The sequence below is a fragment of the Klebsiella sp. PCX genome, from assembly GCF_021869705.1.
Lineage (GTDB): Bacteria > Pseudomonadota > Gammaproteobacteria > Enterobacterales > Enterobacteriaceae > Klebsiella > Klebsiella quasipneumoniae.
This window is the reverse complement of the sequence record NZ_CP091527.1, coordinates 3,527,522-3,551,718: the sequence shown is the minus strand read 5'-3', so window position 1 is coordinate 3,551,718 and position 24,197 is coordinate 3,527,522. Positions and strand designations below refer to the sequence as shown.

20 protein-coding genes are annotated in these 24,197 nt (G+C 58.4%); 12 read left to right on the top strand and 8 right to left on the bottom strand.

What is annotated here, in order from left to right:
- The first annotated feature begins 94 nt into the window (after nt 1-94).
- Both mglA and mglC read left to right on the top strand, forming a co-directional pair.
- Nucleotides 95-1,615: a galactose/methyl galactoside ABC transporter ATP-binding protein MglA gene (gene mglA / locus GQR96_RS16880; protein WP_004201625.1), complete on the top strand. Its 1,521-nt coding sequence runs from the start codon at nt 95-97 to the stop codon at nt 1,613-1,615.
- Nucleotides 1,616-1,630: 15 nt separating this feature from the next.
- A complete protein-coding gene (gene mglC / locus GQR96_RS16875; RefSeq protein ID WP_002912871.1) occupies nt 1,631-2,641 on the top strand; it encodes a galactose/methyl galactoside ABC transporter permease MglC in 1,011 nt (336 codons plus the stop codon).
- Nucleotides 2,642-2,711: 70 nt separating this feature from the next.
- Here mglC and sanA read toward each other — a convergent pair whose 3' ends face one another.
- From sanA to GQR96_RS16855, 4 genes are all read right to left on the bottom strand, one after another.
- Nucleotides 2,712-3,428: an outer membrane permeability protein SanA gene (sanA, locus tag GQR96_RS16870; RefSeq protein ID WP_004201624.1), complete on the bottom strand. Its 717-nt coding sequence runs from the start codon at nt 3,426-3,428 to the stop codon at nt 2,712-2,714.
- A 275-nt stretch (nt 3,429-3,703) separates the two neighbouring features.
- Nucleotides 3,704-4,588, bottom strand: coding sequence for a cytidine deaminase (cdd, locus tag GQR96_RS16865; RefSeq protein WP_004201623.1), 885 nt, complete (start codon nt 4,586-4,588; stop codon nt 3,704-3,706).
- Between the two features lie 128 nt (nt 4,589-4,716).
- Entirely contained in the window at nt 4,717-5,412 is a 696-nt protein-coding gene (locus GQR96_RS16860) for a CidB/LrgB family autolysis modulator (protein ID WP_069734078.1), read from the bottom strand.
- The gene (locus tag GQR96_RS16855; protein WP_004201620.1) at nt 5,402-5,806 is read right to left on the bottom strand and encodes a CidA/LrgA family protein; all 405 of its coding nucleotides are present in this window, start codon (nt 5,804-5,806) and stop codon (nt 5,402-5,404) included. The genes GQR96_RS16860 and GQR96_RS16855 overlap by 11 nt, the downstream gene beginning before the upstream one ends.
- A 357-nt stretch (nt 5,807-6,163) precedes the next feature.
- On the opposite strand from GQR96_RS16855, the gene dusC reads away from it, so the two are divergent.
- From dusC to ascB, 5 genes are all read left to right on the top strand, one after another.
- A complete protein-coding gene (gene dusC, locus GQR96_RS16850) occupies nt 6,164-7,096 on the top strand; it encodes a tRNA dihydrouridine(16) synthase DusC (protein ID WP_004201619.1) in 933 nt (310 codons plus the stop codon).
- Nucleotides 7,097-7,452: 356 nt separating this feature from the next.
- The gene (locus tag GQR96_RS16845; protein ID WP_064150962.1) at nt 7,453-8,817 is read left to right on the top strand and encodes a carbohydrate porin; all 1,365 of its coding nucleotides are present in this window, start codon (nt 7,453-7,455) and stop codon (nt 8,815-8,817) included.
- 155 nt (nt 8,818-8,972) lie between these two features.
- Entirely contained in the window at nt 8,973-9,806 is an 834-nt protein-coding gene (gene bglG / locus GQR96_RS16840) for a transcriptional antiterminator BglG (RefSeq protein ID WP_069734079.1), read from the top strand.
- Between the two features lie 28 nt (nt 9,807-9,834).
- Nucleotides 9,835-11,805, top strand: a complete 1,971-nt coding sequence (gene bglF, locus GQR96_RS16835; RefSeq protein ID WP_074384519.1) for a PTS beta-glucoside transporter subunit IIABC — start codon at nt 9,835-9,837, stop codon at nt 11,803-11,805.
- Nucleotides 11,806-11,820: 15 nt separating this feature from the next.
- A complete protein-coding gene (ascB, locus tag GQR96_RS16830) occupies nt 11,821-13,215 on the top strand; it encodes a glycoside hydrolase family 1 protein (protein WP_004201610.1) in 1,395 nt (464 codons plus the stop codon).
- Between the two features lie 33 nt (nt 13,216-13,248).
- On the opposite strand, the gene GQR96_RS16825 is transcribed toward ascB, so the two are convergent.
- A complete protein-coding gene (locus GQR96_RS16825) occupies nt 13,249-13,983 on the bottom strand; it encodes a class I SAM-dependent methyltransferase (RefSeq protein WP_069734080.1) in 735 nt (244 codons plus the stop codon).
- Between the two features lie 128 nt (nt 13,984-14,111).
- Here GQR96_RS16825 and mdtQ point away from each other — a divergent pair, with 128 nt between their 5' ends.
- The gene (gene mdtQ / locus GQR96_RS16820; protein ID WP_069734081.1) at nt 14,112-15,551 is read left to right on the top strand and encodes a multidrug resistance outer membrane protein MdtQ; all 1,440 of its coding nucleotides are present in this window, start codon (nt 14,112-14,114) and stop codon (nt 15,549-15,551) included.
- Between the two features lie 33 nt (nt 15,552-15,584).
- Here mdtQ and GQR96_RS16815 read toward each other — a convergent pair whose 3' ends face one another.
- The gene (locus tag GQR96_RS16815) at nt 15,585-16,154 is read right to left on the bottom strand and encodes a DedA family protein (protein WP_023318737.1); all 570 of its coding nucleotides are present in this window, start codon (nt 16,152-16,154) and stop codon (nt 15,585-15,587) included.
- A 153-nt stretch (nt 16,155-16,307) separates the two neighbouring features.
- Here GQR96_RS16815 and GQR96_RS16810 point away from each other — a divergent pair, with 153 nt between their 5' ends.
- Complete coding sequence (locus GQR96_RS16810; RefSeq protein ID WP_004201605.1) at nt 16,308-16,895, top strand: Yip1 family protein; 588 nt, start codon at nt 16,308-16,310, stop codon at nt 16,893-16,895.
- Nucleotides 16,896-17,083: 188 nt separating this feature from the next.
- Nucleotides 17,084-18,034, top strand: a complete 951-nt coding sequence (pbpG, locus tag GQR96_RS16805) for a D-alanyl-D-alanine endopeptidase (protein WP_074194143.1) — start codon at nt 17,084-17,086, stop codon at nt 18,032-18,034.
- Nucleotides 18,035-18,264: 230 nt separating this feature from the next.
- On the opposite strand, the gene GQR96_RS16800 is transcribed toward pbpG, so the two are convergent.
- A complete protein-coding gene (locus tag GQR96_RS16800; RefSeq protein WP_002912829.1) occupies nt 18,265-18,819 on the bottom strand; it encodes a GNAT family N-acetyltransferase in 555 nt (184 codons plus the stop codon).
- Nucleotides 18,820-18,904: 85 nt separating this feature from the next.
- Nucleotides 18,905-20,650 carry a D-lactate dehydrogenase gene (gene dld / locus GQR96_RS16795; RefSeq protein WP_069135498.1) on the bottom strand — a complete coding sequence of 582 codons (1,746 nt, stop codon included), beginning with the start codon at nt 20,648-20,650 and terminating at the stop codon, nt 18,905-18,907.
- Nucleotides 20,651-20,844: 194 nt separating this feature from the next.
- On the opposite strand from dld, the gene bglX reads away from it, so the two are divergent.
- Both bglX and GQR96_RS16785 read left to right on the top strand, forming a co-directional pair.
- Nucleotides 20,845-23,142: a beta-glucosidase BglX gene (bglX, locus tag GQR96_RS16790; RefSeq protein ID WP_069734082.1), complete on the top strand. Its 2,298-nt coding sequence runs from the start codon at nt 20,845-20,847 to the stop codon at nt 23,140-23,142.
- 136 nt (nt 23,143-23,278) lie between these two features.
- Nucleotides 23,279-24,196 (top strand): glycine betaine ABC transporter substrate-binding protein OsmF, encoded by a 918-nt coding sequence (locus tag GQR96_RS16785; RefSeq protein ID WP_049092377.1) that lies wholly within the window; start codon nt 23,279-23,281, stop codon nt 24,194-24,196.
- Nucleotide 24,197 lies beyond the last annotated feature (1 nt).

Here is a 24,197-nt window from a genome sequence, read left to right as displayed (position 1 = left end):
GTTATCCACGCCCGATTATTCCTGATACAGAACCAGACTCCTGCTGGCGTTATTGCGCCGGACGGGGCGTGCATGAACGCAGCCAGGTATAACTATGGTCAGCAATAATAGCGAACGGTCAGGCGAATATTTGTTGGAGATGACCAACATCAACAAATCGTTTCCTGGCGTCAAGGCTCTTGATAATGTCAACCTGAAGGTTCGTCCGCACTCCATTCATGCGTTAATGGGTGAGAACGGCGCCGGAAAATCGACATTATTAAAATGCCTTTTTGGGATCTATCAAAAAGATTCCGGCAGCATTCTTTTTCAGGGAAAAGAGATCGATTTCCATTCGGCGAAAGAAGCCCTGGAAAACGGTATTTCGATGGTGCATCAGGAATTAAACCTGGTCTTACAGCGTTCGGTCATGGACAACATGTGGCTCGGCCGCTATCCCACCAAAGGCATGTTTGTCGATCAGGACAAAATGTACCGGGATACCAAGGCTATTTTTGATGAGCTGGATATTGATATCGATCCGCGCGCCCGCGTCGGGACTTTATCGGTATCTCAGATGCAGATGATTGAGATCGCGAAGGCGTTTTCCTATGACGCCAAAATCGTCATCATGGACGAGCCGACGTCATCGCTGACGGAGAAAGAGGTCAACCATCTGTTCAAGATCATCCGCAAGCTGAAAGATCGCGGCTGCGGTATCGTCTATATCTCGCACAAAATGGAAGAGATTTTCCAGCTGTGCGATGAAATTACCATCCTGCGCGACGGCCAGTGGATCGCTACCCAGCCGCTGGAAGGGCTGGATATGGACAAGATCATCGCCATGATGGTCGGGCGTTCGCTCAATCAGCGCTTCCCGGATCGTGAAAACACCCCGGGGGAAGTCATCCTCCAGGTGCGCAATCTCACCTCCCTGCGCCAGCCCTCCATTCGCGATGTCTCCTTCGACCTGCATAAGGGCGAAATTCTCGGTATCGCCGGTCTGGTGGGCGCGAAGCGTACCGACATCGTGGAGACCCTGTTCGGGATCCGTGAGAAGGCCAGCGGCACCATCACCCTGCACGGGAAGAAGATCAACAACCACAGCGCCAATGAGGCGATTAACCACGGTTTTGCGCTGGTAACCGAGGAGCGGCGCTCCACCGGAATTTACGCCTATCTGGACATCGGTTTTAACTCGCTGATCTCCAATATTAAGAAATATAAAAACAGCGTCGGCTTGCTGGATAACTCGCGGATGAAGAGCGATACCCAATGGGTGATTGACTCCATGCGCGTTAAAACCCCCGGCCAGCATACGCAGATTGGTTCGCTTTCCGGTGGTAACCAGCAAAAGGTCATTATTGGCCGCTGGCTGCTGACCCAGCCGGAGATCCTGATGCTGGACGAGCCGACGCGCGGTATCGACGTCGGCGCCAAATTCGAGATCTATCAGCTGATTGCCGAGCTGGCTAAAAAAGATAAAGGGATCATTATTATTTCTTCCGAAATGCCGGAACTGCTGGGGATTACCGACCGCATTCTGGTAATGAGCAACGGCCTGGTCGCGGGCATTGTTGAGACTAAAACCACCACGCAAAACGAAATACTGCGTCTTGCGTCATTGCACCTTTAAGATCAGGGGCTTCACATGAGTGCGTTAAATAAAAAGAGTTTTCTCACTTACCTGAAAGAGGGTGGGATATACGTCGTCCTTCTGGTCCTGTTGGCCATTATTATTTTCCAGGATCCGACATTTTTAAGTCTGCTCAACCTGAGTAATATTCTGACCCAGTCCTCGGTGCGTATTATTATTGCCCTCGGCGTGGCCGGACTGATCGTCACGCAGGGCACGGACCTCTCCGCCGGCCGTCAGGTGGGACTGGCGGCGGTGATTGCCGCGACCATGCTGCAGGCGGTGGATAATGCCAACAAGGTGTTCCCGGATATGGCGACCATGCCGATCCCACTGGTCATCCTGCTGGTATGCGCCATCGGGGCGGTCATCGGGCTGATTAACGGGATCGTCATTGCCTATCTGAACGTAACGCCGTTTATTACCACCCTCGGGACCATGATCATCGTCTACGGCATTAACTCGCTGTACTACGATTTCGTGGGCGCGTCGCCGATCTCCGGCTTCGACAGTCACTTCTCCCATTTCGCGCAGGGGTTTGTGGCGCTGGGCTCGTTCCGCCTGTCCTACATTACCTTCTACGCGCTGATTGCCGTCTTCTTTGTCTGGATCCTGTGGAACAAGACGCGCTTTGGCAAAAACATTTTCGCTATCGGCGGTAACCCGGAAGCGGCGAAAGTCTCCGGGGTTAACGTGGCGTTGAACCTGCTGATGATCTATGCCCTCTCCGGGGTGTTCTACGCCTTCGGCGGCCTGCTGGAAGCCGGTCGTATCGGCTCGGCGACCAATAACCTCGGCTTTATGTACGAACTGGACGCCATCGCCGCCTGCGTGGTGGGCGGTGTATCGTTCAGCGGCGGGGTAGGGACCGTATTCGGCGTGGTGACAGGGGTAATTATCTTCACCGTGATCAACTACGGCCTGACCTACATTGGCGTCAACCCTTACTGGCAGTACATCATTAAGGGGGCGATCATTATCTTCGCCGTGGCGCTGGATTCCCTGAAATACGCCCGTAAGAAGTAATTTTTGCCTGAGTAAAAACCCGCGCCTGGCGCGGGTTTTTTTATACCTGAAACGGATGCGATGATGGAGGCTACTTTTCTTTCTGCAGCTCCAGCAGCTGCTCCGGCGTGACCGCCGGGTAGGACTGGGCGTCATCCGGCACGTCGTGCTGCTGCGCCGGAATCGGGATTAAAGGGCCAAGGAAGCGCGGTTCCCGTTTGAAGATGTAGAGGTCCGCCAGCGCGCCAAAGCGGGCGCCGAATTCGCGCAGCCGCACGCTCCACATATCCTTCGGCGACGGCACCGCGTAGCACTGGGCCTGGATCCCCATATGCAGGGCGATAAACAACGCCCGTTCGCAGTGGAAGCGCTGGGTGATGATAATGAAGTCGTTGGTGTCGAACACTTTGCGGGTGCGGACGATCGAATCAAGCGTGCGGAAACCGGCATAGTCCAGCACGATATCCGCCGGATCGACGCCGCCTTTAATCAGGTCCCGGCGCATCGTCATCGGTTCATTGTAGCTTTGCAGGGCGTTATCCCCGCTCAGCAGCAGATAGTTGACCTTGCCGCTGTTGTAGGCGTTGAGCGCGCCCTGGATGCGGTAGCGGTAATACTGATTGATGACGCCGGTGCGGTAGTATTTAGCAGTGCCCAGCACCACGCCGACCTGGCGGTAGGGGAGGTCCTGCAGCTCGTCATAGATATAGGGCGCGGTTTTCCAGCTCATCCAACGGTCAAGACCCAGCACGGTCAACAGCAGCAGGCCGAGCAGGACTAACAGGCTGTAGAACACACGCTTTAACATGAACTTGGCTCAATAATAGACAACGGAGTCTTCAGGCTACTTTACCCGCCGGGTAAGCGCAAGAAACCCGCGTTTGATTGCGGGGATTTTCAGCAATATAGACAGATCGCCGAACGCAGGCCGGGTAAGGCGTGAGCCGACACCCGGCATAGGGATCTTCAGCTCGCCATGGCGCGAACCGTAGGTCGGGTAAGCGTAGCGCCACCCGACACCTAAGGGTATAAAAGGTCGGCCGGATAAGCCGAAGACGCCATCCGGCCGTCTGCGCAGGCGGATTAACCTAACAGCACGCGCTCGATATTGTGGCAGCCCAGCGCCTTCAGGGTGGCGACGGTGGCGTCCCACTGAATCAGCGCCGCATCGGCTTTCTCCGCCAGGATCGCCCGCTGGATGTCCGGATAATCATAGCCGTTGAGGCTGAGAAGATTCAGCGCCCCCTGCAGCGGCGGCAGCGTCGGGTTGAACGCCGCGTTTTCCGCATAGCTGCCGCTGAAAAGGGTGCCATCTTTCAGCTCCAGCGCCACGCCGGAAGGCGAATGGCTGTACGGCGCATGGCAGCGGTTAGCGGCCTCAATCGCCGCCTGCGTCAGGGCATCGCCGCTGACCGGGAAGCCGTGGTCCTGGTGGTCCATCAGCAGGGTTTTGATCTCCAGGTCTTTCGGGCCGAAGGCATCCGGCAGATAGTGCTGCAGAGCATGGGCTTCGCGACCGGGCAGATGAATGCGCAGCGCCAGTCCGCTGTTCAGTTCGTTCATAAACTGACGGCAATGGCCGCACGGCGTGTAGTTCACCGTGATAGCGCGCAGGGAGGTTTCACCGCGCAGCCAGGCGTGGCTGATGGCGCTCTGCTCCGCATGGACGGTCTGCTGCATGGTGGCGCCGAGAAACTCCATGTTGCCGCCAAAGTACCAGCGGCCGCTGACGCCGCGGGCGATAGCCCCGACGTTAAAGTGAGAAAGGTCGGCGCGCGCGCAGGCGGCGGCCAGCGGCAGTAGCGCAAAGGCCAGCGCGTCTTCGTCCAGACCTGTCGCCTGTTGCAGCGTCGCCACCTGATCGGCTTCGAGCAGCGCCGGGAAGTGCGGGTCGGCGAGCATCGGGGAGATGGCCGCCTGCAGGTCTGCTGCCAGGGTAGTCAAAGCAGCTTGAAAACGTGAGTGCATAGCGTTGCCTCATAACAGTGTAATGGGGAACCAGTGTACGGGCGTCAAGGGGTTTCAAATGTGATTTACATCCCATTGCTAATGCAACTTTTCATTGTTGCATTAATAAATGTGACTTGAATCACAATTTATCCCACCACCACGAGGATCAGCGGGAATAAAAATGGCGCCATCAACGAGGTGATGATCCCGCACAGCACCAGCGCCAGCGAGCTGAACGCTCCTTCCTGATAGTCCAGTTCCGCACAGCGGGCGGTACCGAGGGCGTGCGAGGCGGTGCCCATCGACAGGCCACGCGATGCTTTGGTGCGAATACGCATCAGGTTGAGCAGCGTATGGCCGAATACCGCGCCAAGGATACCGACAAAAATCACGCACACGGCGCTGATGGCCGGGATGCCGCCGATACTGCCGCTCACCGCCATCGCAATCGGCGTGGTCACCGATTTGGGCAGAACAGAGGCGGCGATTTGCGGCGTGGCGCCCATCAGCAGGGCCACGGTGGTACCGGTGATCATCGCCACACAGCTGCCGATAAAGCAGATGGTGATGATCGATTTCCAGCGCGCGCGGATCTGGTGCAGCTGTTCATATAGCGGGAAGGCCAGCGCGACCACCGCCGGCTGCAGCAGATCGTTCAGGATCTTGCTGCCGGCAAAATAACGTTCATAGGAGATCCCGGTCAGCAGCAGAAAGGGAATGATCACCACCATCGCCACCAGCAGCGGGTTGAGCAGCGGGAATTTGAAGCGGGCCGCCAGTTTGCGGGCGAGGAAAAAGACGATCAGGGTAAGCGGTAGCGACCACCAGATTTCATGCATCATTTTTCTTTTCCTTTTGCCCAATCACTTTACGTTCGCCATGCACCAGATGGGAACTCCAGCTCACCACCACAAACACCACCAGCGTGCTGATGGCGCAGGAGATAACGACAGGCCCAAGCTGGGCGCGTAGCAGATCCCAGTACTGCATCACGCCGACGCCGATCGGCACGAACAGGAGCGCCATATAGCGGATCAGGATATTGCAGCCGGGGTTGACCCACTGCGGCGGCATGATTTGCAGCGCCAGCAGCACGAAGAGGATCAGCATGCCAATGATGCTGCCGGGGATGGTGATGGGCAGCAGCCCGGCGATAAATATTCCGGCGTACAAGCAGGCGTAAATCAGGACGAAAGCCCGCAGGTACTGCCAGATAATAGTCAGCGATTTACTCATGGTAATAACCCTTGATGAAGTTCATTCATCATACAATTAATCCCTAAAATGTGCTACCGATCACATCATGAATTCTATGCATAGCGCTGATAGCTTACGGGAACCATCGTCTCGCCCGTCAGAGTCCGAAGCCTTGCGGCTTAGACGGTTTCTCTCCCCACGCTACCTTGCTGGACGAGGCGCGGCAAATAAAGGTAAATGAGACGCCACAGGCCCCTGTAAAGCATAGAGATTATCTCGCCGTTTTGCCGCCTCGGGCGTCCGGGGACCGGAGTGCGCCGGGTCGGACGCATTGAGCGCTTTCAACCAACGCCCGGAGGCGCTACCATAGCGCCTCTTTTTTTTCCGGGTAACGATATGCGTGTACTACTGGCGCCGATGGAAGGCGTGCTCGATTCGCTGGTGCGCGAGCTGCTGACCGAGGTTAACGATTACGATCTGTGCATCACCGAATTTTTGCGCGTGGTGGACCAACTGCTGCCGGTCAAATCGTTCTACAGGCTGTGCCCGGAACTGCATCATCAAAGCCGCACCCCGTCCGGTACCCGCGTGCGCGTCCAGCTGCTGGGACAATATCCCGAGTGGCTGGCGGAAAACGCCGCCCGCGCGGTGGCGCTGGGTTCGTGGGGCGTTGATTTAAACTGCGGCTGTCCGTCGAAGCTGGTGAACGGCAGCGGCGGTGGGGCGACGCTACTGAAAGATCCAGAGCTGATCTATCGCGGCGCGAAAGCCATGCGCGAAGCGGTCCCTGCGGATTTACCGGTTACCGTCAAGGTGCGTCTCGGCTGGGATAGCGGCGAAAGGCGCTTTGAAATCGCCGACGCGGTGCAGCAGGCAGGGGCCAGCGAGCTGGTGGTCCATGGCCGCACCAAAGAAGATGGCTACAAAGCAGAGCGCATCAACTGGCAGGCCATCGGCGAGATCCGCCAGCGTCTGACTATTCCGGTGGTCGCCAACGGCGAGATCTGGGACTGGCAAAGCGCGCAGGACTGTATGGCCGTCACCGGCTGCGATTCGGTGATGATTGGCCGCGGGGCGCTCAACGTGCCGAACCTCAGCCGGGTGATCAAATACAACGAACCGCGTATGCCGTGGCCGCAGGTGGTTCAGCTGTTGCAAAAATATACCCGTCTGGAAAAGCAGGGCGATACCGGCCTGTATCATGTAGCGAGAATTAAGCAATGGTTAGGCTATTTACGCAAGGAATATACCGAGGCGCTGACGCTATTTAATGAAATTCGCGCCCTGCAAACCTCTGCTGAAATAGCGGCGGCGATCGCCCGCTATTAAGCGCCATATTGTTATTCGCTTCACATATTATTACTTGCATGCCTATTGATGATAGGCATGGGTTGAATAAAGTGATAATGTGCCGTCAATCAATTCAGGATTGCTACTGAACACAGGCAAAACCTAAGCACTTCCGTCATGCGTGGCGGCAAGTGCTTAGGTTTTTTTTTGGCAAAAATTTAACGGTGGGTAAATGATGACGTAAAACAAGAGGTTGTAATTAATCTTTTCTCTGGCTCGGTCGCGGTTTTATTACCGAAGGACGCCCCTTGCCATTCATTTTTTAAAAAAGAAAACAGGTAAATAAATAGCCTGGGGATCCCCTTTGTTTTTATTCAGTCACGGTGGAGATCACAATGTATAACAAAAAAATAAATCAGCTTTTTATCGGCGCGGCGCTGGCGACTATGGCGCCCGCCGTGAACGCGGCGCAAACCCCGGCGTGGAACGGCAGCGTGCTGGGGTTTGAAGCCGGACAGCCAGGGCTGCTGGGCGATATGCTGGGCATTCGTCCCATCCTTGAAGAGAACGGCTTTCATTATAATCTTGGCTATCTTAACGAGATGGCCTACAACGCCGGCGGCGGCTATAACCATGATAAACATCTGGCCTATATTGACCAGGTGTCATTGACCTTTACCCAGGATCTGGAGCGCTGGACCGGCATACCGGACGCGCGGCTTGAGGGTAATATCGTCAATCGCAACCATGATGATAACCTCACCACGAAACGGCTGCAGGATCCGCGGGTCAGCTTTAACGATCTGTCGCAGGAGAGCTGGGGCGGCGGGTCGATCACCCGTCTCGGCTGGCTGACCTTCGCCCGCAGCTTTGACGACCGTCGCCTGACCTGGCGTATCGGCATGATGAACAAGGTGCAAACCTTCGACCAAATCATTCCCTGCGATTTCCAGCTGCTGACCCAGTGCGGCGGCAAATCGGCCAACTCGCTGACGTGGAATAACTGGAACATCCACACCTGGGGCACCACCCTCGAGTACAAGCTGACGCCGACGGTCACCCTCAAAGGCGGGGTGATGGAGCAGAACCCGCAGGCCGCCTCGCGCAGCCACGCCTGGAGCTGGTCGACGAAGGGCAGCAAAGGCATTTTACTGCCAATGGAGATCGAAACCCGCCCGCTGATTAATGGCCTTCCGGGGGCCTATAACCTCGGTGTGGTCTGGACTAACGCGCCGCAAAGCGACCTCTATAGCGGCAAATCTGGCGGCGCCGGGGCGACGGACCCGCAAGGCTACGCCGAGCACGACAGCACCTGGTTTATGTACGCTGGCCTGAACCAGCAGATTACCCGCCATGCCGACGATCCGCTGCGGGGAATGAGCGTCTCGCTGAGCGGCAGCCTCAGCGACCAGCGCAGCAACTATATCCACTCCGCCGTCGCCGCCTCACTGCGCTACCGCGGGCTGTTTGACGCCCGTCCGGAGGACTGGATCGGCTTCGGCCTGACGTGGATCGACATGAGCAGCCACTACGCGCGCAATCAGCGCTATATGAACCAGCTCAGCGGCGCCACCGACTATAACGATCCGGCCTGGCTGCCGGTGGCAGGCCACTCGCTGAATGGCGAACTCTATTATCGCTTCCGCCCGGTCTCCTGGCTGGAGCTGCAACCGGGCCTGCAGTACTGGCACCGTCCGGGCGGCGTTGCGCAGACCCAGGACGCGTGGGTGGTGGAGTGGAAAACCGTCGTGACCTTCTGATAGTCGCGATCTTTATCACGTTTTTTCACTTGTCAGGTTGAGCGCGCAGCAGAAGTTGTTACAGTGCTGCCGTTGGATTGCAACTGCTGCGGCAGGCAAAACCTGATTACCTGGCGTTTCGTCGGGGGTCAGGTTTTTTTGTTTCTGGGGTCAATATGCAAATCGCCAAAGTACTCAATAACAATGTGGTGGTGGTTCTTGACGATCACCAGCGCGAACAGGTGGTGATGGGGCGAGGGCTGGCCTTTCAGAAACGCCCGGGCGACGCGCTGGACGACAGTAAAATTGAAAAAGTTTTCGCCTTACAAAGCGATGAGCTGGTCGGCCGCTTAGGCGAGCTGCTCAGTCAAATACCGTTAGAAGTGATGACCACCTGCGATCGCATTATCGACCTGGCACGCGGGCGGTTGGGCAAGTTACAGGAAAGTTTGTACATCACGTTAACGGATCACTGTCACTTTGCTATCGAGCGGCAAAAAAAGGGCATCGCGCTGCGTAACGTACTGCTGTGGGAGATCAAGCGGCTCTATCCGAAGGAGTTCGCGCTGGGCCAGGAGGCAAGGGCCATCATTGCCAAAAGGCTAGGCGTGGCGCTGGCGGAGGATGAAGCCGGATTTATCGCCCTGCATCTGGTGACGGCGCAGCTCAACAGCGAAATGCCGGAGGTCATGCACGTGACCAGGGTGATGCAGGAGATCCTGCAGCTGGTGAAGTATCAGCTGCAGCTGAACTACGACGAGGAGTCGCTGAGCTATCAGCGTTTCGTCACCCACCTGAAGTTTTTCGCTCAGCGGATGCTGACCCGCACGGTGGTGGAAGATGACGACGTCTCGCTGCACAGCGCGGTGAAAGACAACTACGCCAAAGCGTGGAAGTGTGCGGAAACGGTGGCGACGCATCTGCAAAAGCAGTATCAGCGGGTGCTGACCACCGAAGAAATTATGTTTCTTGCCATTCATATTGAACGGGTAAGAAAAGAGGGACGCTAAGTCTCCCGACAAACTGGATTGTTACTGCATGATGCAGGCAAAACCTGAGCGCGACGCCTACCGGCGTGGTTCTCGGGTTTTTTTATTTTTACTACTCAGTCGCCGGTTGTCTGCGGGCAGCGGCAGTAAGGAAAAGAGCATGGAATATAAAGCACTCGCGCAGGATATTCTCAACCGCGTCGGCGGCAAAGAGAACATTGTGAGTCTGGTTCACTGTGCGACACGTCTGCGTTTTAAACTGAAAGATAACGGCAAAGCCGATGCCGAAGGGCTGAAGGCGAATCCGGGCGTCATTATGGTGGTGGAGAGCGGCGGCCAGTTTCAGGTGGTGATTGGCAACCACGTCCACGACGTCTGGCAGGCGGTGCGCCAGGAGGCTGGGCTGAGCGATGACAGCGAGCCGACGGCGGAAAGCGTTGAAAAAGGGTCGCTGCTGGGGCAGATCATCGATGTCGTGTCGGGGATATTCACGCCGTTTATCGGCGTGCTGGCAGCCTCTGGTATCCTCAAAGGAATGCTGGCGCTGGCGGTCGTCTGCGGTTGGCTGACCCCGCAACAGGGAACCTATAAAATCTGGTTTGCCGCCAGCGACGCGCTGTTCTTTTTCTTCCCGCTGTTTCTCGGTTACACCGCCGGTAAAAAATTTGGCGGTAACCCGTTTGTCTCAATGGTGATCGGTGGAGCGTTAACCCACCCGCTGATGATTCAGGCCTTTGAGGCCAGCCAGGCGCCGGGCGCGGCGGTGGAGCACTTTCTCGGCATCCCGGTGACCTTTATCAATTACAGCTCATCGGTGATCCCGATTATTCTCGCTTCATGGGTCTGCTGCTGGCTGGAGCGCAAGAGCAACGCGCTGCTGCCGTCATCGATGAAAAACTTTTTTACCCCGGCGATTTGTCTCGCCGTTGTGGTTCCGCTGACGTTTCTGCTGATTGGTCCTCTGGCGACCTGGCTCAGTCATCTGTTGGCCCAGGGGTATCAGATTATCTACGCGGTGGCGCCGTGGCTGGCGGGAGCGGCGATGGGCGCGCTGTGGCAGGTTTGTGTGATCTTCGGCCTGCATTGGGGGCTGATTCCGCTGATGATTAACAATCTGACGGTGCTTGGCCATGATTCCATGCTGCCCATGCTGTTGCCGGCCGTGATGGGACAGGTCGGCGCGGTGCTGGGTATTTTGCTGAAAACCCGCGACGCCCGCCAGAAAGTGCTGGCCGGCTCTGCGTTTTCAGCGGGCATCTTCGGCATTACCGAGCCGGCTATCTATGGCTTAACATTGCCGCTGCGCCGGCCGTTTATCTTCGGCTGCGTGGCGGGCGCCATTGGCGGCGCGATTGTGGGCTTCAGTAACGCTCACGTCTATTCATTCGGTTTCGGGAACATTTTTACTGTCGCACAAATGATCCCGCCCCAAGGGCTTGATAGCACCGTTTGGGGCGGCGTAGTGGGTATCTTCGCGGCGTTGATTATCTCCTGTGGTTTAACTTTCTTCGCCGGCCTGCCGCGCGCCAGCGCCGCGCCGGGCGCCGTGGCGGTAGCGCCGGTCTCGGCAAATGACATCCTGGCGCCGATGAGCGGCAGCGTCATCGCCCTCGATCAGGTGCCGGACAGCACCTTCGCCAGCGGCCTGTTGGGAAAAGGAGTCGCCATTATTCCGGCGGTGGGCAAAGTCATCGCCCCATTCCCGGGCGAAGTGGCTTCCCTGTTTCAGACTAAACACGCCATCGGCCTGCAGAGCGATAGCGGCATCGAGCTGCTGATCCACGTTGGCATCGACACGGTCAAACTCGACGGCGTGCCGTTTACCGCGCATGTGAAAGAGGGCGACAGGGTACAGGCCGGCGATCTACTGATTGAGTTCGATCGTCAGGCGATTCTGGACGCCGGTTACGACCTGGCGACCCCGATTATTATCAGCAACAGCGATGACTATCGTGAGATCGACACGGTGGCGCCCAGCGCCGTCGAAGCCGGTCAGCCGTTGTTGTCAGTCAGCCATTAATCACAGGAGAGAGAGATGAAAACATTCCCGACAGATTTTTTATGGGGCGGCGCGACCGCGGCGAATCAGGTGGAAGGGGCGTACCTGGAAGATGGCAAAGGGTTATCCACCTCCGATGTGCAGCCGCACGGCGTCTTCGGCGAAGTGGTCGAGCGCGTACCCGGCGACAGCGGCATAAAGGATGTGGCGATCGATTTTTACCATCGCTACCCGGAAGATATCGCCCTGTTCGCTGAGATGGGCTTTAACTGCCTGCGGGTCTCCATCGCCTGGACGCGCATCTACCCCAACGGCGACGACGCCGAGCCGAACGAAGCCGGACTCGCCTTCTACGACAAATTGTTCGACGAGATGGCGAAGCACAACATCACTCCGCTGGTGACGCTGTCGCATTATGAAATGCCATGGGCGCTGGTGAAAAATTACGGCGGCTGGGGCAGCCGGCAGGTGATTGGCTTCTTTGAGCGCTACGCCAGGACGGTGTTCAGCCGTTATAAAAACAAAGTCAAACTGTGGCTGACCTTTAACGAAATCAATATGTCGCTGCATGCCCCGATGACCGGCGTCGGCTTGCCGGCCGGCAGCAGTAAAGGCGAGGTGTATCAGGCCATTCATCACCAGCTGGTGGCCAGCGCTCTGGCGGTCAAAGCCTGTCATGAGCTGGTGCCCGAGGGCAAAATCGGCAATATGCTGCTCGGCGGGCTGATGTATCCCCTGAGCTGCAAACCGGAAGATGTGTTTGCGACGCTGCAGGAGAACCGCAGCTGGCAGTTCTTCGGCGACGTGCAGGCGCGCGGGGCGTACCCGGGCTATATGCAGCGCTTTTTCCGCGACAACGGCATCACGCTCGACATCACCGAGGCCGATCGCGAAACGCTGAAAACCACCGTCGATTTTATCTCCTTCAGCTACTACATGACCGGGTGCGTCACCGCCGATGAGGCGCTGAACCAGCAGGCGCGCGGCAATATTCTCAGCATGGTGCCGAACCCGCACCTGGCGAGCTCGGAGTGGGGCTGGCAGATAGACCCCCTCGGCCTGCGTACGCTGCTGAACGTGCTGTGGGATCGCTATCAGAAGCCGCTGTTTATCGTGGAAAACGGTCTGGGCGCCAAAGATAAGGTGGAAGCCGACGGCAGCATTAATGATGACTACCGCATCAGCTACCTGAACGACCACCTGGTGCAGGCGCGGGAAGCCATTGACGATGGCGTTGAGCTGATGGGCTTTACCAGCTGGGGGCCGATTGACCTGGTGAGCGCCTCGAAGGCGGAGCTGTCGAAGCGCTACGGCTTTATCTATGTTGACCGCCATGATGACGGCACCGGCACCCTGGCACGCAGTAAGAAGAAGAGCTTTGACTGGTATAAAGAGGTGATTGCCAGCCGCGGCGCCAGCCTGAAAGCGTAATGCTTCCCCGCCCGGCCATCGCCGGGCGAGGGATCAGCCCGGTTTACACGCGCGCAGTAAAAAGATCATCGGACGCTCTTTCTCTTCATCCAGGGCGGGCTGTTGAGCAATCTGTTCGGCGCTCGGACCCCACTCATCCAGCTGCTCCAGCACAAAACCAGCGGCGATAAGCGCGTTTACCCAGCTTGAGAGTTTGCGGTGCTGTTTAATGACGCCCTCGGCAAACCAGTTGCTTACGCGCTCGCCCTCCTGCTGATAGTGGCTGACCGGCCAGCTTTTTTGCCCCTGCTCATTTACCTGCCATCCCTGCTGCAGCGGCGCGGTATAGATGGGATGTTCCGCGGAAAAGACCAGGATGCCGCCAGGGACCAGCGCCTGCTGCAGGACGGTGAAGAGCGGGGCGATGTCTGGTAAGTAATGGAGCGCCAGTGAGCTGTAAACCAGATCGCAGCTGTTGGCGGGCAACGTCAGGGTTTGCAGATCGGCGCAGCGGTAGTCAATCTCATCCCCGCGGGTCATCTCTCGCGCCTGCGCCAGCATACGTCGGGAGATATCAAAACCAATTATCTGGCTGGCTCCCTGCTGCTGCGCCCAGCGGCAAAACCAGCCGTAGCCACAACCGAGATCCACCACCCGCAAACCGGTTACTGGCGGCAGCATTGCCTGCAGCGATGGCCACTCTGGTGCACCCTCCAGTCCCTTCACCGAGCGATCGAGGGTCGCATAGCCGGCAAAGAACTGCGGGTCGTCATAAATATTCTGACTCATATTCATCCCTTGAATTGATAAGGTTGTTTATTTTTAGCTAACTAATAATTTAGTCACACGCTTTACTAAACGCGTTTAATTCAATTAATTTATGATAACCAACCTGATTATGTTATCTGACCTGTTAAATGAAATTGATATTAAAAAATAGCGTGCTGGCGGCGTTGCCCCTGGCCATCGCGCTGGCTGGCTGCGCGCCTTCTCATGAGGTCGCTAATCCGCCGCAGCAGCAAATTCCGGCTTCCCACGTTTCCATGGATCTTCCCGCCGCCGTCAAAAATGGCTGGCCACACACCGACTGGTGGAAAGACTACCACGATGCCCAACTGGATAATCTGATTCAGCGCGCACTCGCCAACGCGCCGGACATGCAGATTGCCGAACAGCGCATCAGGCTTGCTGAAGCGCAGGCGCGAATGTCGCAGGCGAATCTTGGCCCGCAGATGGATTTCTCCGCCGATATCGAACGGCAGAAAATGTCCGCTGAAGGCCTGATGGGGCCGTTCGCCACCGATACCGACGGCAATACCGGCCCGTGGTACACCAATGGCACCTTCGGCCTGACTGCCGGCTGGGATCTCGATCTGTGGGGCAAAAACCGCGCGCTGGTGAAAGCGCGCATCGGCGAGCTGAAAGCCCAGGTGGCCGAGCAGGCACAGACCCGCGAGCTGCTCTCCGGCAGCGTGGCGCGCCTGTACTGGCAGTGGCAGACGGAAGCGGCGATCAAAGCGGTGCTGCAGCAGGTGAAAAACGAGCAAAATAATATCGTGACGGTCGACAAGGCCCTGTATCAGCGCGGGATCACCAACTCCGCCGAAGGGGCGGAGAACGATATTAACGTCAGCAAAACCGACCAGCAGCTGGCGGACGTGGCGGGCACGATGAAAGAGATTGAAGCGCGGCTGATGGCCCTGACCAACAGCCAGAGCCAGTCGCTGAACCTCAAACCCGCCAGCCTGCCGACGGTCAGCGCGCAGCTGCCGGATACCCTCGGCTATGAGCTGCTGGCGCGCCGCCCGGATCTGCAGGTCGCTCACTGGTATATCGAGGCGTCGCTGAGCGAAGTGGACGCGGCGAAGGCGGCGTTTTATCCGGACATCAACCTGATGGCGTTCCTGCAGCAGGATGCCCTGCACTTAAGCGATCTTTTCCGCCATTCGGCGCAGCAGATGGGCGTCACCGCCGGACTGACGCTGCCGATCTTCGACAGCGGTCGTCTCAATGCTAATCTGGATATCGCCAGCGCGCAGAACAGCCTGTCCATCGCCCAATACAACAAAGCGGTGGTGGACGCCGTCAACCAGGTGGCGAAAACCGCCAGCCAGGTCGAGACGCTGATGGCCAAAAGCCAACAGCAGCAGCAGGTTGAAAAAGACGCCCAGCGGGTGGTGGATCTGGCGCAGGCCCGAATGGCGGCGGGGATCCTGCCCGGCTCCAGGGTGAGCCTGGCGAAACTCCCGGCGCTGCAGGAGCGTATCACCGCCTTGCGCCTGCACGGCCAGTGGATTGACGCCAGCATTCAGCTGACCTCGGCCCTTGGCGGCGGCTACCATCAGACGGTGAAGTAACCGCCAACCACGGTGCGCCCGCGGGCGCGCCGCTCAGTCTTTCTTCTTACTCTCGCGCCGCCTGAGCCACCAGTGGGCGGCCACGACCACCAGCACCGCGAGGATCAGCCAGATCCAATGCTTCAGATGGGCGTCCAGATGGTGCAGCCACGGGCCGACCACCTCGCCGCCAAGATAGCCTATGGTGGTAAACAGCAGGGCCCACACCAGCGCTCCGACAATATTCAGCGGCAGGAAAATGCGCGGCGGCAGGCGGCTGGCGCCGATCAGCAGGGGGCCGATCACCCGGAAGCCGTACATAAAGCGGGTGCCGATGACAAACAGCCACGGCCGGTGCTGGATCATGCGCTGCGCTTTCCGGATCCGCGCCTTCTGGCTGGCGAAACGGCGCAGAATGCGCCCGCCGAAGCGGCGACCAAGCAGATAGAGCAGCTGATCGCCAATCATCCCGCCGAGGGCGACGGCGATCACCACCAGGGGAAACTTCAGTAGCCCCTGATGCGCTGCGACGCCGCCCAGCAGGGTAATGGTCTCACCTTCCGCCATGCTGCCGACGATCAGCGCCGCGTAGCCATACTGGGAAATCAGGTGATTGATATCCATAAACAGCTTTTCTCCTTACCTCATCACCTCTTAATCATACACCCTGCTGACCAAAACGCGGCGAAGCAGATTTTTTGCGCTGTACACAAAATAATCTACAGGGTGAATTATACTTGGATCAGTGCAGTACGAAGCCGTGACAAGGGGGACGCTATGAACCATGTCTGGGGGCTCTTCGCTCATCCCAACCGGGAGATGAGCGTGATTAAGAGCGAGAATGAAACCATTTCTCATCACTATACGCACCATGTGCTGCTGATGGCGGCGGTTCCGGTGGTTTGCGCCTTTATCGGCACCACGCAGTTGGGCTGGAACTTCGGCGACGGCACTATTATTAAACTGTCGATGTTGACCGGGCTGGCGCTGGCGGTGCTGTTTTATGCCGTGATGCTCGCCGGGGTGGCGATCATGGGGCGGGTCATCTGGTGGATGGCCAGGCAATATCCACAGCAGCCTTCCCTGAAACGCTGCATGGTATTTGCCGGCTATGTGGCCACACCGCTGTTCCTGAGCGGGATTGTGGCGCTCTATCCGCTGGTCTGGCTATGCGCGCTGATCGGTACCATTGCCCTGTTCTATACTGGCTATCTGCTCTATCTCGGGATCCCGACCTTCCTGAGCATTAACCGGGAAGAGGGGCTCAGTTTCGCCAGCTCAACCCTGGCCATCGGGGTGCTGGTGCTGGAAGTCCTGCTGGCGATCACCGTGGTGCTGTGGGGGTATGGCTACCGACTCTTCTGATCGGACGTAACGGGTCAATATGCATTGCCGGCAAATATGTATTTTATGTCGGCAATGCAGCATTTCTTCACGATTCTTATTAGGCACAGGGCCTTACAGCGCGGTATGATGGCGTTTGCCAGCGAAGTTGCCCACTTAACCTCGCGGCGTACGTTGCATAACGTGCAAAAATACTTTTCAGAATGCCCATGATGCCGAAATTTCGAGTCTCTTTGCTCAGCCTGACCTTGCTGCTGGCTGTGCCTTTTGCGCCCCAGGCGTTAGCAAAAACCCCGATGGCGGTGACCGCCTCGCAGCCGGACATCGCTTCCGGCAGCGCCATGATCGTCGATCTGGCCACCAAAAAAATCATCTACGCCAGCCAGCCGGATCTGGTGCGCCCGATGGCGTCGATCACCAAGGTGATGACCGCCATGGTGGTGCTCGATGCCCATCTGCCGCTGGATGAGATGCTGACGGTGGATATCAGCCATACCCCGGAAATGAAGGGGATTTACTCGCGCGTGCGTCTCAACAGCCAAATCAGCCGCCGCGATATGCTGCTGCTGGCGCTGATGTCTTCCGAGAACCGTGCGGCCGCCAGCCTGGCGCATCACTATCCGGGCGGCTACGACGCCTTTATTCGCGCGATGAACGCCAAAGCGCAGGCGCTGGGGATGACCCATACCCGCTACGTGGAGCCCACCGGACTGTCAGTGCATAACGTCTCCACCGCCCGCGATCTGACCAAACTGCTGATCGCCAGCGAGCAGTACCCGCTGATCGGCCAGCTGAGCACCACCAAAGAAGAGACCGCCACCTTTGCCCATCCGGCCTACAGCCTGCCGTTCCGCAACACTAACCATCTGGTGTATCGCGACAACTGGAACATCCAGCTGACCAAAACCGGCTTCACCAACGCCGCCGGCCACTGCCTGATTATGCGCACGGTGATCAACCAACGCCCGGTGGCGCTGGTGGTGATGGATGCCTTCGGCAAATATACCCACTTTGCCGACGCCAGCCGTTTGCGCACGTGGATCGAGACCGGGAAGGTGATGCCGGTGCCGGCTTCGGCGCTGAGCTATAAGAAGCAGCGCGAAGCGCAGATGGCGGAGGCGATGCTGAAAGGCGGCGCCCAGACCGCGCAGAACGATTAATCTGCACATCCCCCGGATGACGGCGCATTGCGCCTTATCCGGGCTACGTGATTTGGCACCCGGTTCGCCCCCTTCGTAGGCCCGGCAAGCGCAGCGCCGCCGGGTAATCAGGCTGAGTGCCGGTGTTTGTGCCGGATGGCGGCTGACGTCTTATCCGGCCTGGGGAACCGCGCTGAACGGTAGCCCGGCTGAGGCGTTTACGCCGCGAGCCGGGGATTTGACGCCGAATATTACTCCGGGAGCGTCCAGTCGCCGTCACCCAGCGCGCGCTGCATAATCAACGTATCCCGCCAGTCGCCCATCTTATAGCCGACGCTGCGCAGCTGACCCGCCACGGTAAAACCGAACTTTTTATGGATCGCCAGCGAGCCGGCATTGTTATGGCCATCGCCGATGATCGCCAGCATCTGCCGCCACGGGCCTTTCTCGCATTCGGCGATCAGCCGCGACAGCAGCGCGCTGCCGATGCCGCGCCCGCCCATTCCGGATTCCACGTAGATCGATTCCTCGAGGGTATAGCGATAGGCCGGGCGCGGGCGATAGAAAGTGGCGTAGCAGTAGCCGACGATAGCCCCGCGCCACAGCGCGACCAGCCAGGGCAGCCCGTTATCGCGCACGGTCTGGATCCGTTTACGCATTTCGTCAACGGTGGGGGGGATCTCTTCGAAGGAGGCGCGGCCATTAAGCACGTGCCAGACATACAGCGCGGCGATGGCGTGCGCATCGTCGGGCAGCGCTTCACGAATTTCTAAATCACTGTCGAGTAACGGGGCCTCTGCGGGCATGGCGGCGCTCCTGAATCTGCCGGAGAGACATTCTCCGGCGTGCAGCGTAATACAGAAGCGCCAGGCTGAATAGCCCTGCCGCCGATTATTGCGGATCCGCCGGGGAGACCGGCGCCGGGGCCGCTTCACCCCAATATTTCTGCTTACTGGTTTTACCAATCCCCGGGTTCATGCTGTTGGTCGGATCGTTCTGGCGATAGAACTGCTGCAGGCTCTCCGGCGCTTCATACAGATGACCCACGTTATGCTCCGCCGGGTACTGGGCGCCGCGCGCTTTCAGCAACTCCAGCATCTGCTCCTTCAGCGCATGGGCATCGACTCCTTTCTTGACGATGTAATCCTGATGGAACACATGACACATAAAGTGGCCATAGTAGAGCTTGTGCACCAGCTGGCTGTCGATCTCCGGCGGCAGATGTTCGAACCACTCGGTATCGTTGCGGCGCAGGGCGATATCCAGCGCCAGAATATCTTCGACTTCGTCGGCATGCACCGCCTGATAGCGGATCGCCGCGCCGGCGGCGGCAAAGCGATGGAGAAACGCCTTACTGCCTTCCTCCGGCGTACAGGCGAAGAAATCTCCCTCGGCCTGCTGGAAGTATTCCGTCAGACAGCGCTGTGCTTCTTCGATGCCGTCGCCGGCCATCTTCAGCAGCAGATGGTGTTCATATTTGTCGCGCCAGGTTTTCATCCGCTCCGGTAAATGCGCCGGGAAGACGTGGCCGAGCTTCTGCATAAAGCGGTCGGTAAAGTGCGGTTTAAACAGCGACACTTTCTCCAGCATCGCGTCGGTTCGCCCCTTCATGGTGAAGAAGAACGGCATTTTGTCGGTGCCGAGCTTGTCGATCATCAGGAAGGTGTCTTTGCCATACTTCTCGGCGATATCGTAAATATCGCGGTGCATATATTCCCCGGCCACCGGCAGATGCTGGAACTCGGCGAGGATATGGCGGCGGATCTCGGTCAATACCTGCGGCTGGTTGGTGCCAATGTAAAACACCTGCTGGCGCTTTTCCGCCGGGAAGGTATCGAGACGCACGGCGAAAACCGCCAGCTTGCCGGCGCAGCCGGAGGATTCGAACAGGCGGTCCGGGTCAGCGTTGTAGCGTGCCGGGGTGTCGGCATCGACATCGCGCACGCGGGTAACATAGTCGTGATCGTGGGCGTGGCGGCCATCGTGCAGCACATCGCTATCGCTGATCCGCTCGTCGTCGAGTCGGCTGAGGATCTGCTCCGGCGTACTGCCGAGATCGATGCCCAGATGGTTGACCAGCTTCAGCTTGCCGTCGGCGTCAATCTGTGCGAACAGCGACATCTCGGTGTAGGCCGGCCCGCGCTGCACCAGGGAACCGCCGGAGTTGTTGCAGATCCCGCCGATCACCGACGCGCCGATGCACGATGAGCCGATCACGGAGTGCGGCTCGCGCCCCAGCGGTTTCAGCGCTTTTTCCAGTGAGTAGAGCGTGGTGCCGGGCCAGGCCAGCACCTGCTCGCCTTTGTCCAGCAGATGCAGTTTATCCAGGCGCAGGGTGCTGATAATCACGATCTCGCGATCGTAATCATTGCCGTTGGGGGTGGAGCCTTCGGTCAGGCCGGTGTTGGCCGCCTGCATCAGAATGATTTTATCGGCGTCGACGCAGGCGTTGAGCACGCGCCAGAGTTCCAAAAGGGTGCCGGGAAAGACAACCGCCAGCGCCTCGCCCTGACCGGAGCGGAAGCCTTTGCGGTAGCGCTGGGTTTTTGCCGGGTCGGTCAGCAGATGCGAAGGGCCAACCAGGCGCGCGAGGTCAGCCAGAAACGTTTTATTGGTGTTAGTGGGTGCAGATGACATGTTCCACTCCTTGTGGTGGTGCGCGAAATATCGAGGATAAGCATAGCGCTTTGTATGACAATTTGATGCATGAATGTTTCGCAAAAATCAGAGAAGAACCTTAGCATTCTGCGGGCGCGTTGTTTATATATATGGCAAACTGCGGTTTTTATTATGTTTTACCGAGTCCCCGTCTGAGAAAAAGCGAGATAACAATGAAATGGCTCTGCACTGTAGGCGTCGCCGTGAGTCTGGCGCTGCAACCCGCGCTGGCGGATGAACTGTTTGGTAACCACCCCCTGACCCCGCAGGCGCGGGATGCCTTTGTCACCGACCTGCTGAAAAAAATGACCGTAGACGAGAAAATCGGCCAGCTGCGTCTGATAAGCGTCGGCCCGGATAACCCCAAAGAGGCGATCCGTGAAATGATCAAAAACGGTCAGGTGGGGGCGATTTTTAATACCGTTACCCGCCCGGATATCCGCGTTATGCAGGATCAGGTGATGCAGCTTAGCCGCCTGAAAATCCCGCTGTTCTTTGCCTACGATGTGCTGCACGGCCAGCGCACCGTCTTCCCGATAAGCCTCGGCCTGGCCTCGTCGTTTAACCTTGACGCGGTGAAGACCGTGGGCCGGGTGTCAGCTTATGAAGCCGCCGATGACGGGCTGAACATGACCTGGGCGCCGATGGTCGACGTCTCCCGCGACCCGCGCTGGGGACGCGCTTCCGAAGGGTTCGGGGAAGACACCTATCTGACCACGATGATGGGTCAGGCGATGGTGGAGTCGATGCAGGGCAAGAGCCCGGCGGACCGCTATTCGGTGATGACCAGCGTCAAGCACTTCGCCGCCTACGGCGCGGTGGAGGGCGGGAAAGAGTACAACACGGTCGACATGAGCCCGCAGCGCCTGTTCAACGACTATATGCCGCCGTATAAAGCCGGTCTCGATGCCGGCAGCGGCGCGGTGATGGTGGCCCTGAACTCGCTGAACGGCACCCCGGCGACCGCCGATTCCTGGCTGCTGAAAGATGTCCTGCGCGACCAGTGGGGCTTTAAAGGCATCACAGTTTCCGACCACGGCGCTATCAAAGAGCTGATCAAGCACGGCGTGGCCTCCGACCCGGAAGACGCGGTGCGCGTGGCGCTCAAGTCCGGCATCAACATGAGCATGAGCGACGAGTATTACAGCAAGTACCTGCCGGGGCTGGTGAAGTCCGGCAAGGTGACCATGGCCGAGCTGGATGACGCCACCCGTCACGTGCTTAACGTCAAATATGATATGGGGCTGTTCAACGATCCGTACAGCCACCTGGGGCCAAAAGATTCTGACCCGCAGGACACCAACGCGGAAAGCCGTCTGCATCGTAAAGAGGCGCGGGAAGTCGCCCGCGAGAGCCTGGTGCTGCTGAAAAACCGGCTTGATACGCTGCCGCTGAAAAAATCCGGCACTATCGCGGTGGTGGGCGCGCTGGCGGACAGCAAACGCGACATGATGGGCAGCTGGTCGGCGGCGGGCGTGGCCGACCAGTCGGTGACCGTCCTGACCGGCATCAAAGAAGCGCTGGGCGATAACGCCAAAGTGATTTACGCCAAAGGGGCGAACGTTACCGACGACAAAGGCATTGTCGATTTCCTCAACCTGTATGAGAACGCGGTGCAGGTTGACCCGCGCTCGCCGCAGGAAATGATCGACGAAGCCGTCGCGGCGGCGAAGCAATCCGACGTGGTGGTTGCCGTAGTGGGCGAGGCGCAGGGCATGGCCCATGAGGCCTCCAGCCGGACCGACATCACCCTGCCGCAGAGCCAGCGCAACCTGATTGCCGCCCTCAAGGCCACCGGTAAACCCCTGGTGCTGGTGCTGATGAACGGCCGTCCGCTGGCGCTGGTGAAAGAGGATCAGCAAGCCGATGCGCTGCTGGAGACCTGGTTTGCCGGCACCGAAGGCGGGCATGCCATCGCCGACGTGCTGTTTGGCGACTATAACCCGTCGGGCAAGCTGCCGATGTCCTTCCCGCGCTCGGTGGGGCAGATCCCAACCTACTACAGCCACCTGAATACCGGTCGTCCGTATAATCCGGAGAAGCCGAACAAGTACACCTCGCGTTACTTCGATGAAGCCAACGGCCCGCTGTACCCGTTTGGCTACGGCCTGAGCTATACCACCTTTAGCGTCTCCGATGTCACCATGTCGTCGGCCACCCTGCCGCGCGACGGCAGCGTGACCGCCAGCGTGCAGGTGACCAATACCGGAAAACGCGAAGGGGCGACGGTCATTCAGCTGTATCTGCAGGACGTCACTGCCTCCATGAGCCGGCCGGTGAAAATGCTGCGCGGCTTTAAAAAGGTCAACCTCAAGCCGGGCGAAACGCAAACCGTCAGCTTCCCGATCGACGTCGACGCGCTGAAGTTCTGGAACCAGCAGATGAAATACGTCGCTGAGCCGGGCAAATTCAATGTCTTTATCGGCGTGGACTCCGCCCGCGTGAAGCAGAGCGAGTTTGAGCTGTTGTAAGACATAGCCCTTAAGCCCAACGTCATACTTAAAAGGCCGATTAATCGGCCTTTTCTTTTTCGTATCGCTGGCAAATGGACTACGCTTTTCTCTTAAGCTTCTGTAAGCGAAGCGCAAAAGAACTGAGGGATGCGGGATGAAGATGGCGACGAAATGGTCCGGCGCGCTGGCGCTGGCCGCCCTGATAAGTATGCCGCTGCAGGCGGCGGAGCCGGTGAAGGTCGGCTCGAAAATTGATACCGAAGGGGCGCTGCTCGGTAATATGATCCAGCAGGTGCTGGAAAGCCACGGCGTCAAAACGATTAACAAAATCCAGCTCGGCACCACGCCGGTGGTGCGCGGGGCGATTGTCGCCGGCGAGCTGGATATCTACCCGGAATATACCGGCAATGGCGCTTTTTTCTTTAAAGATGAAAACGACCCGGCGTGGAAGAATGCCCAGCAGGGCTATGAGAAGGTGAAGCGCCTGGATCAGGAGAAACATCAGCTGGTATGGCTTACCCCGGCGCCGGCTAACAACACCTGGACTATCGCCGTGCGTCAGGAGCTGGCGGAGAAAAATCACCTGACTTCGCTGGCCGACCTCAGCCGCTATCTGCAGCAGGGCGGCGAATTTAAGCTGGCGGCCTCGGCGGAGTTTATTGAACGCCCGGACGCGCTGCCGGCGTTTGAAAAAGCGTATGACTTTAAACTCAACCAGAATCAGCTGCTGTCGCTGGCCGGGGGCGATACGGCGGTGACCATCAAAGCGGCGGCGCAGCAGACCTCCGGCGTCAACGCGGCGATGGCCTACGGCACCGACGGCCCGGTGGCGGCCCTGGGATTACAGACGCTGAGCGACCCGCAGGGCGTGCAGCCGATTTACGCCCCAACGCCGGTGGTGCGCGAGACGGTGCTGAAAGCCTACCCGCAGATCGCCGACTGGCTGAAGCCGGTCTTCGCCAGCCTCGATGAAAAGACTCTGCAGCAGCTGAACGCCCGCATCGCGGTGGAAGGCCAGGATGCGAAGCGCGTGGCGGCAGATTATCTGCAGCAGAAAGGCCTGCTGAAGTAAG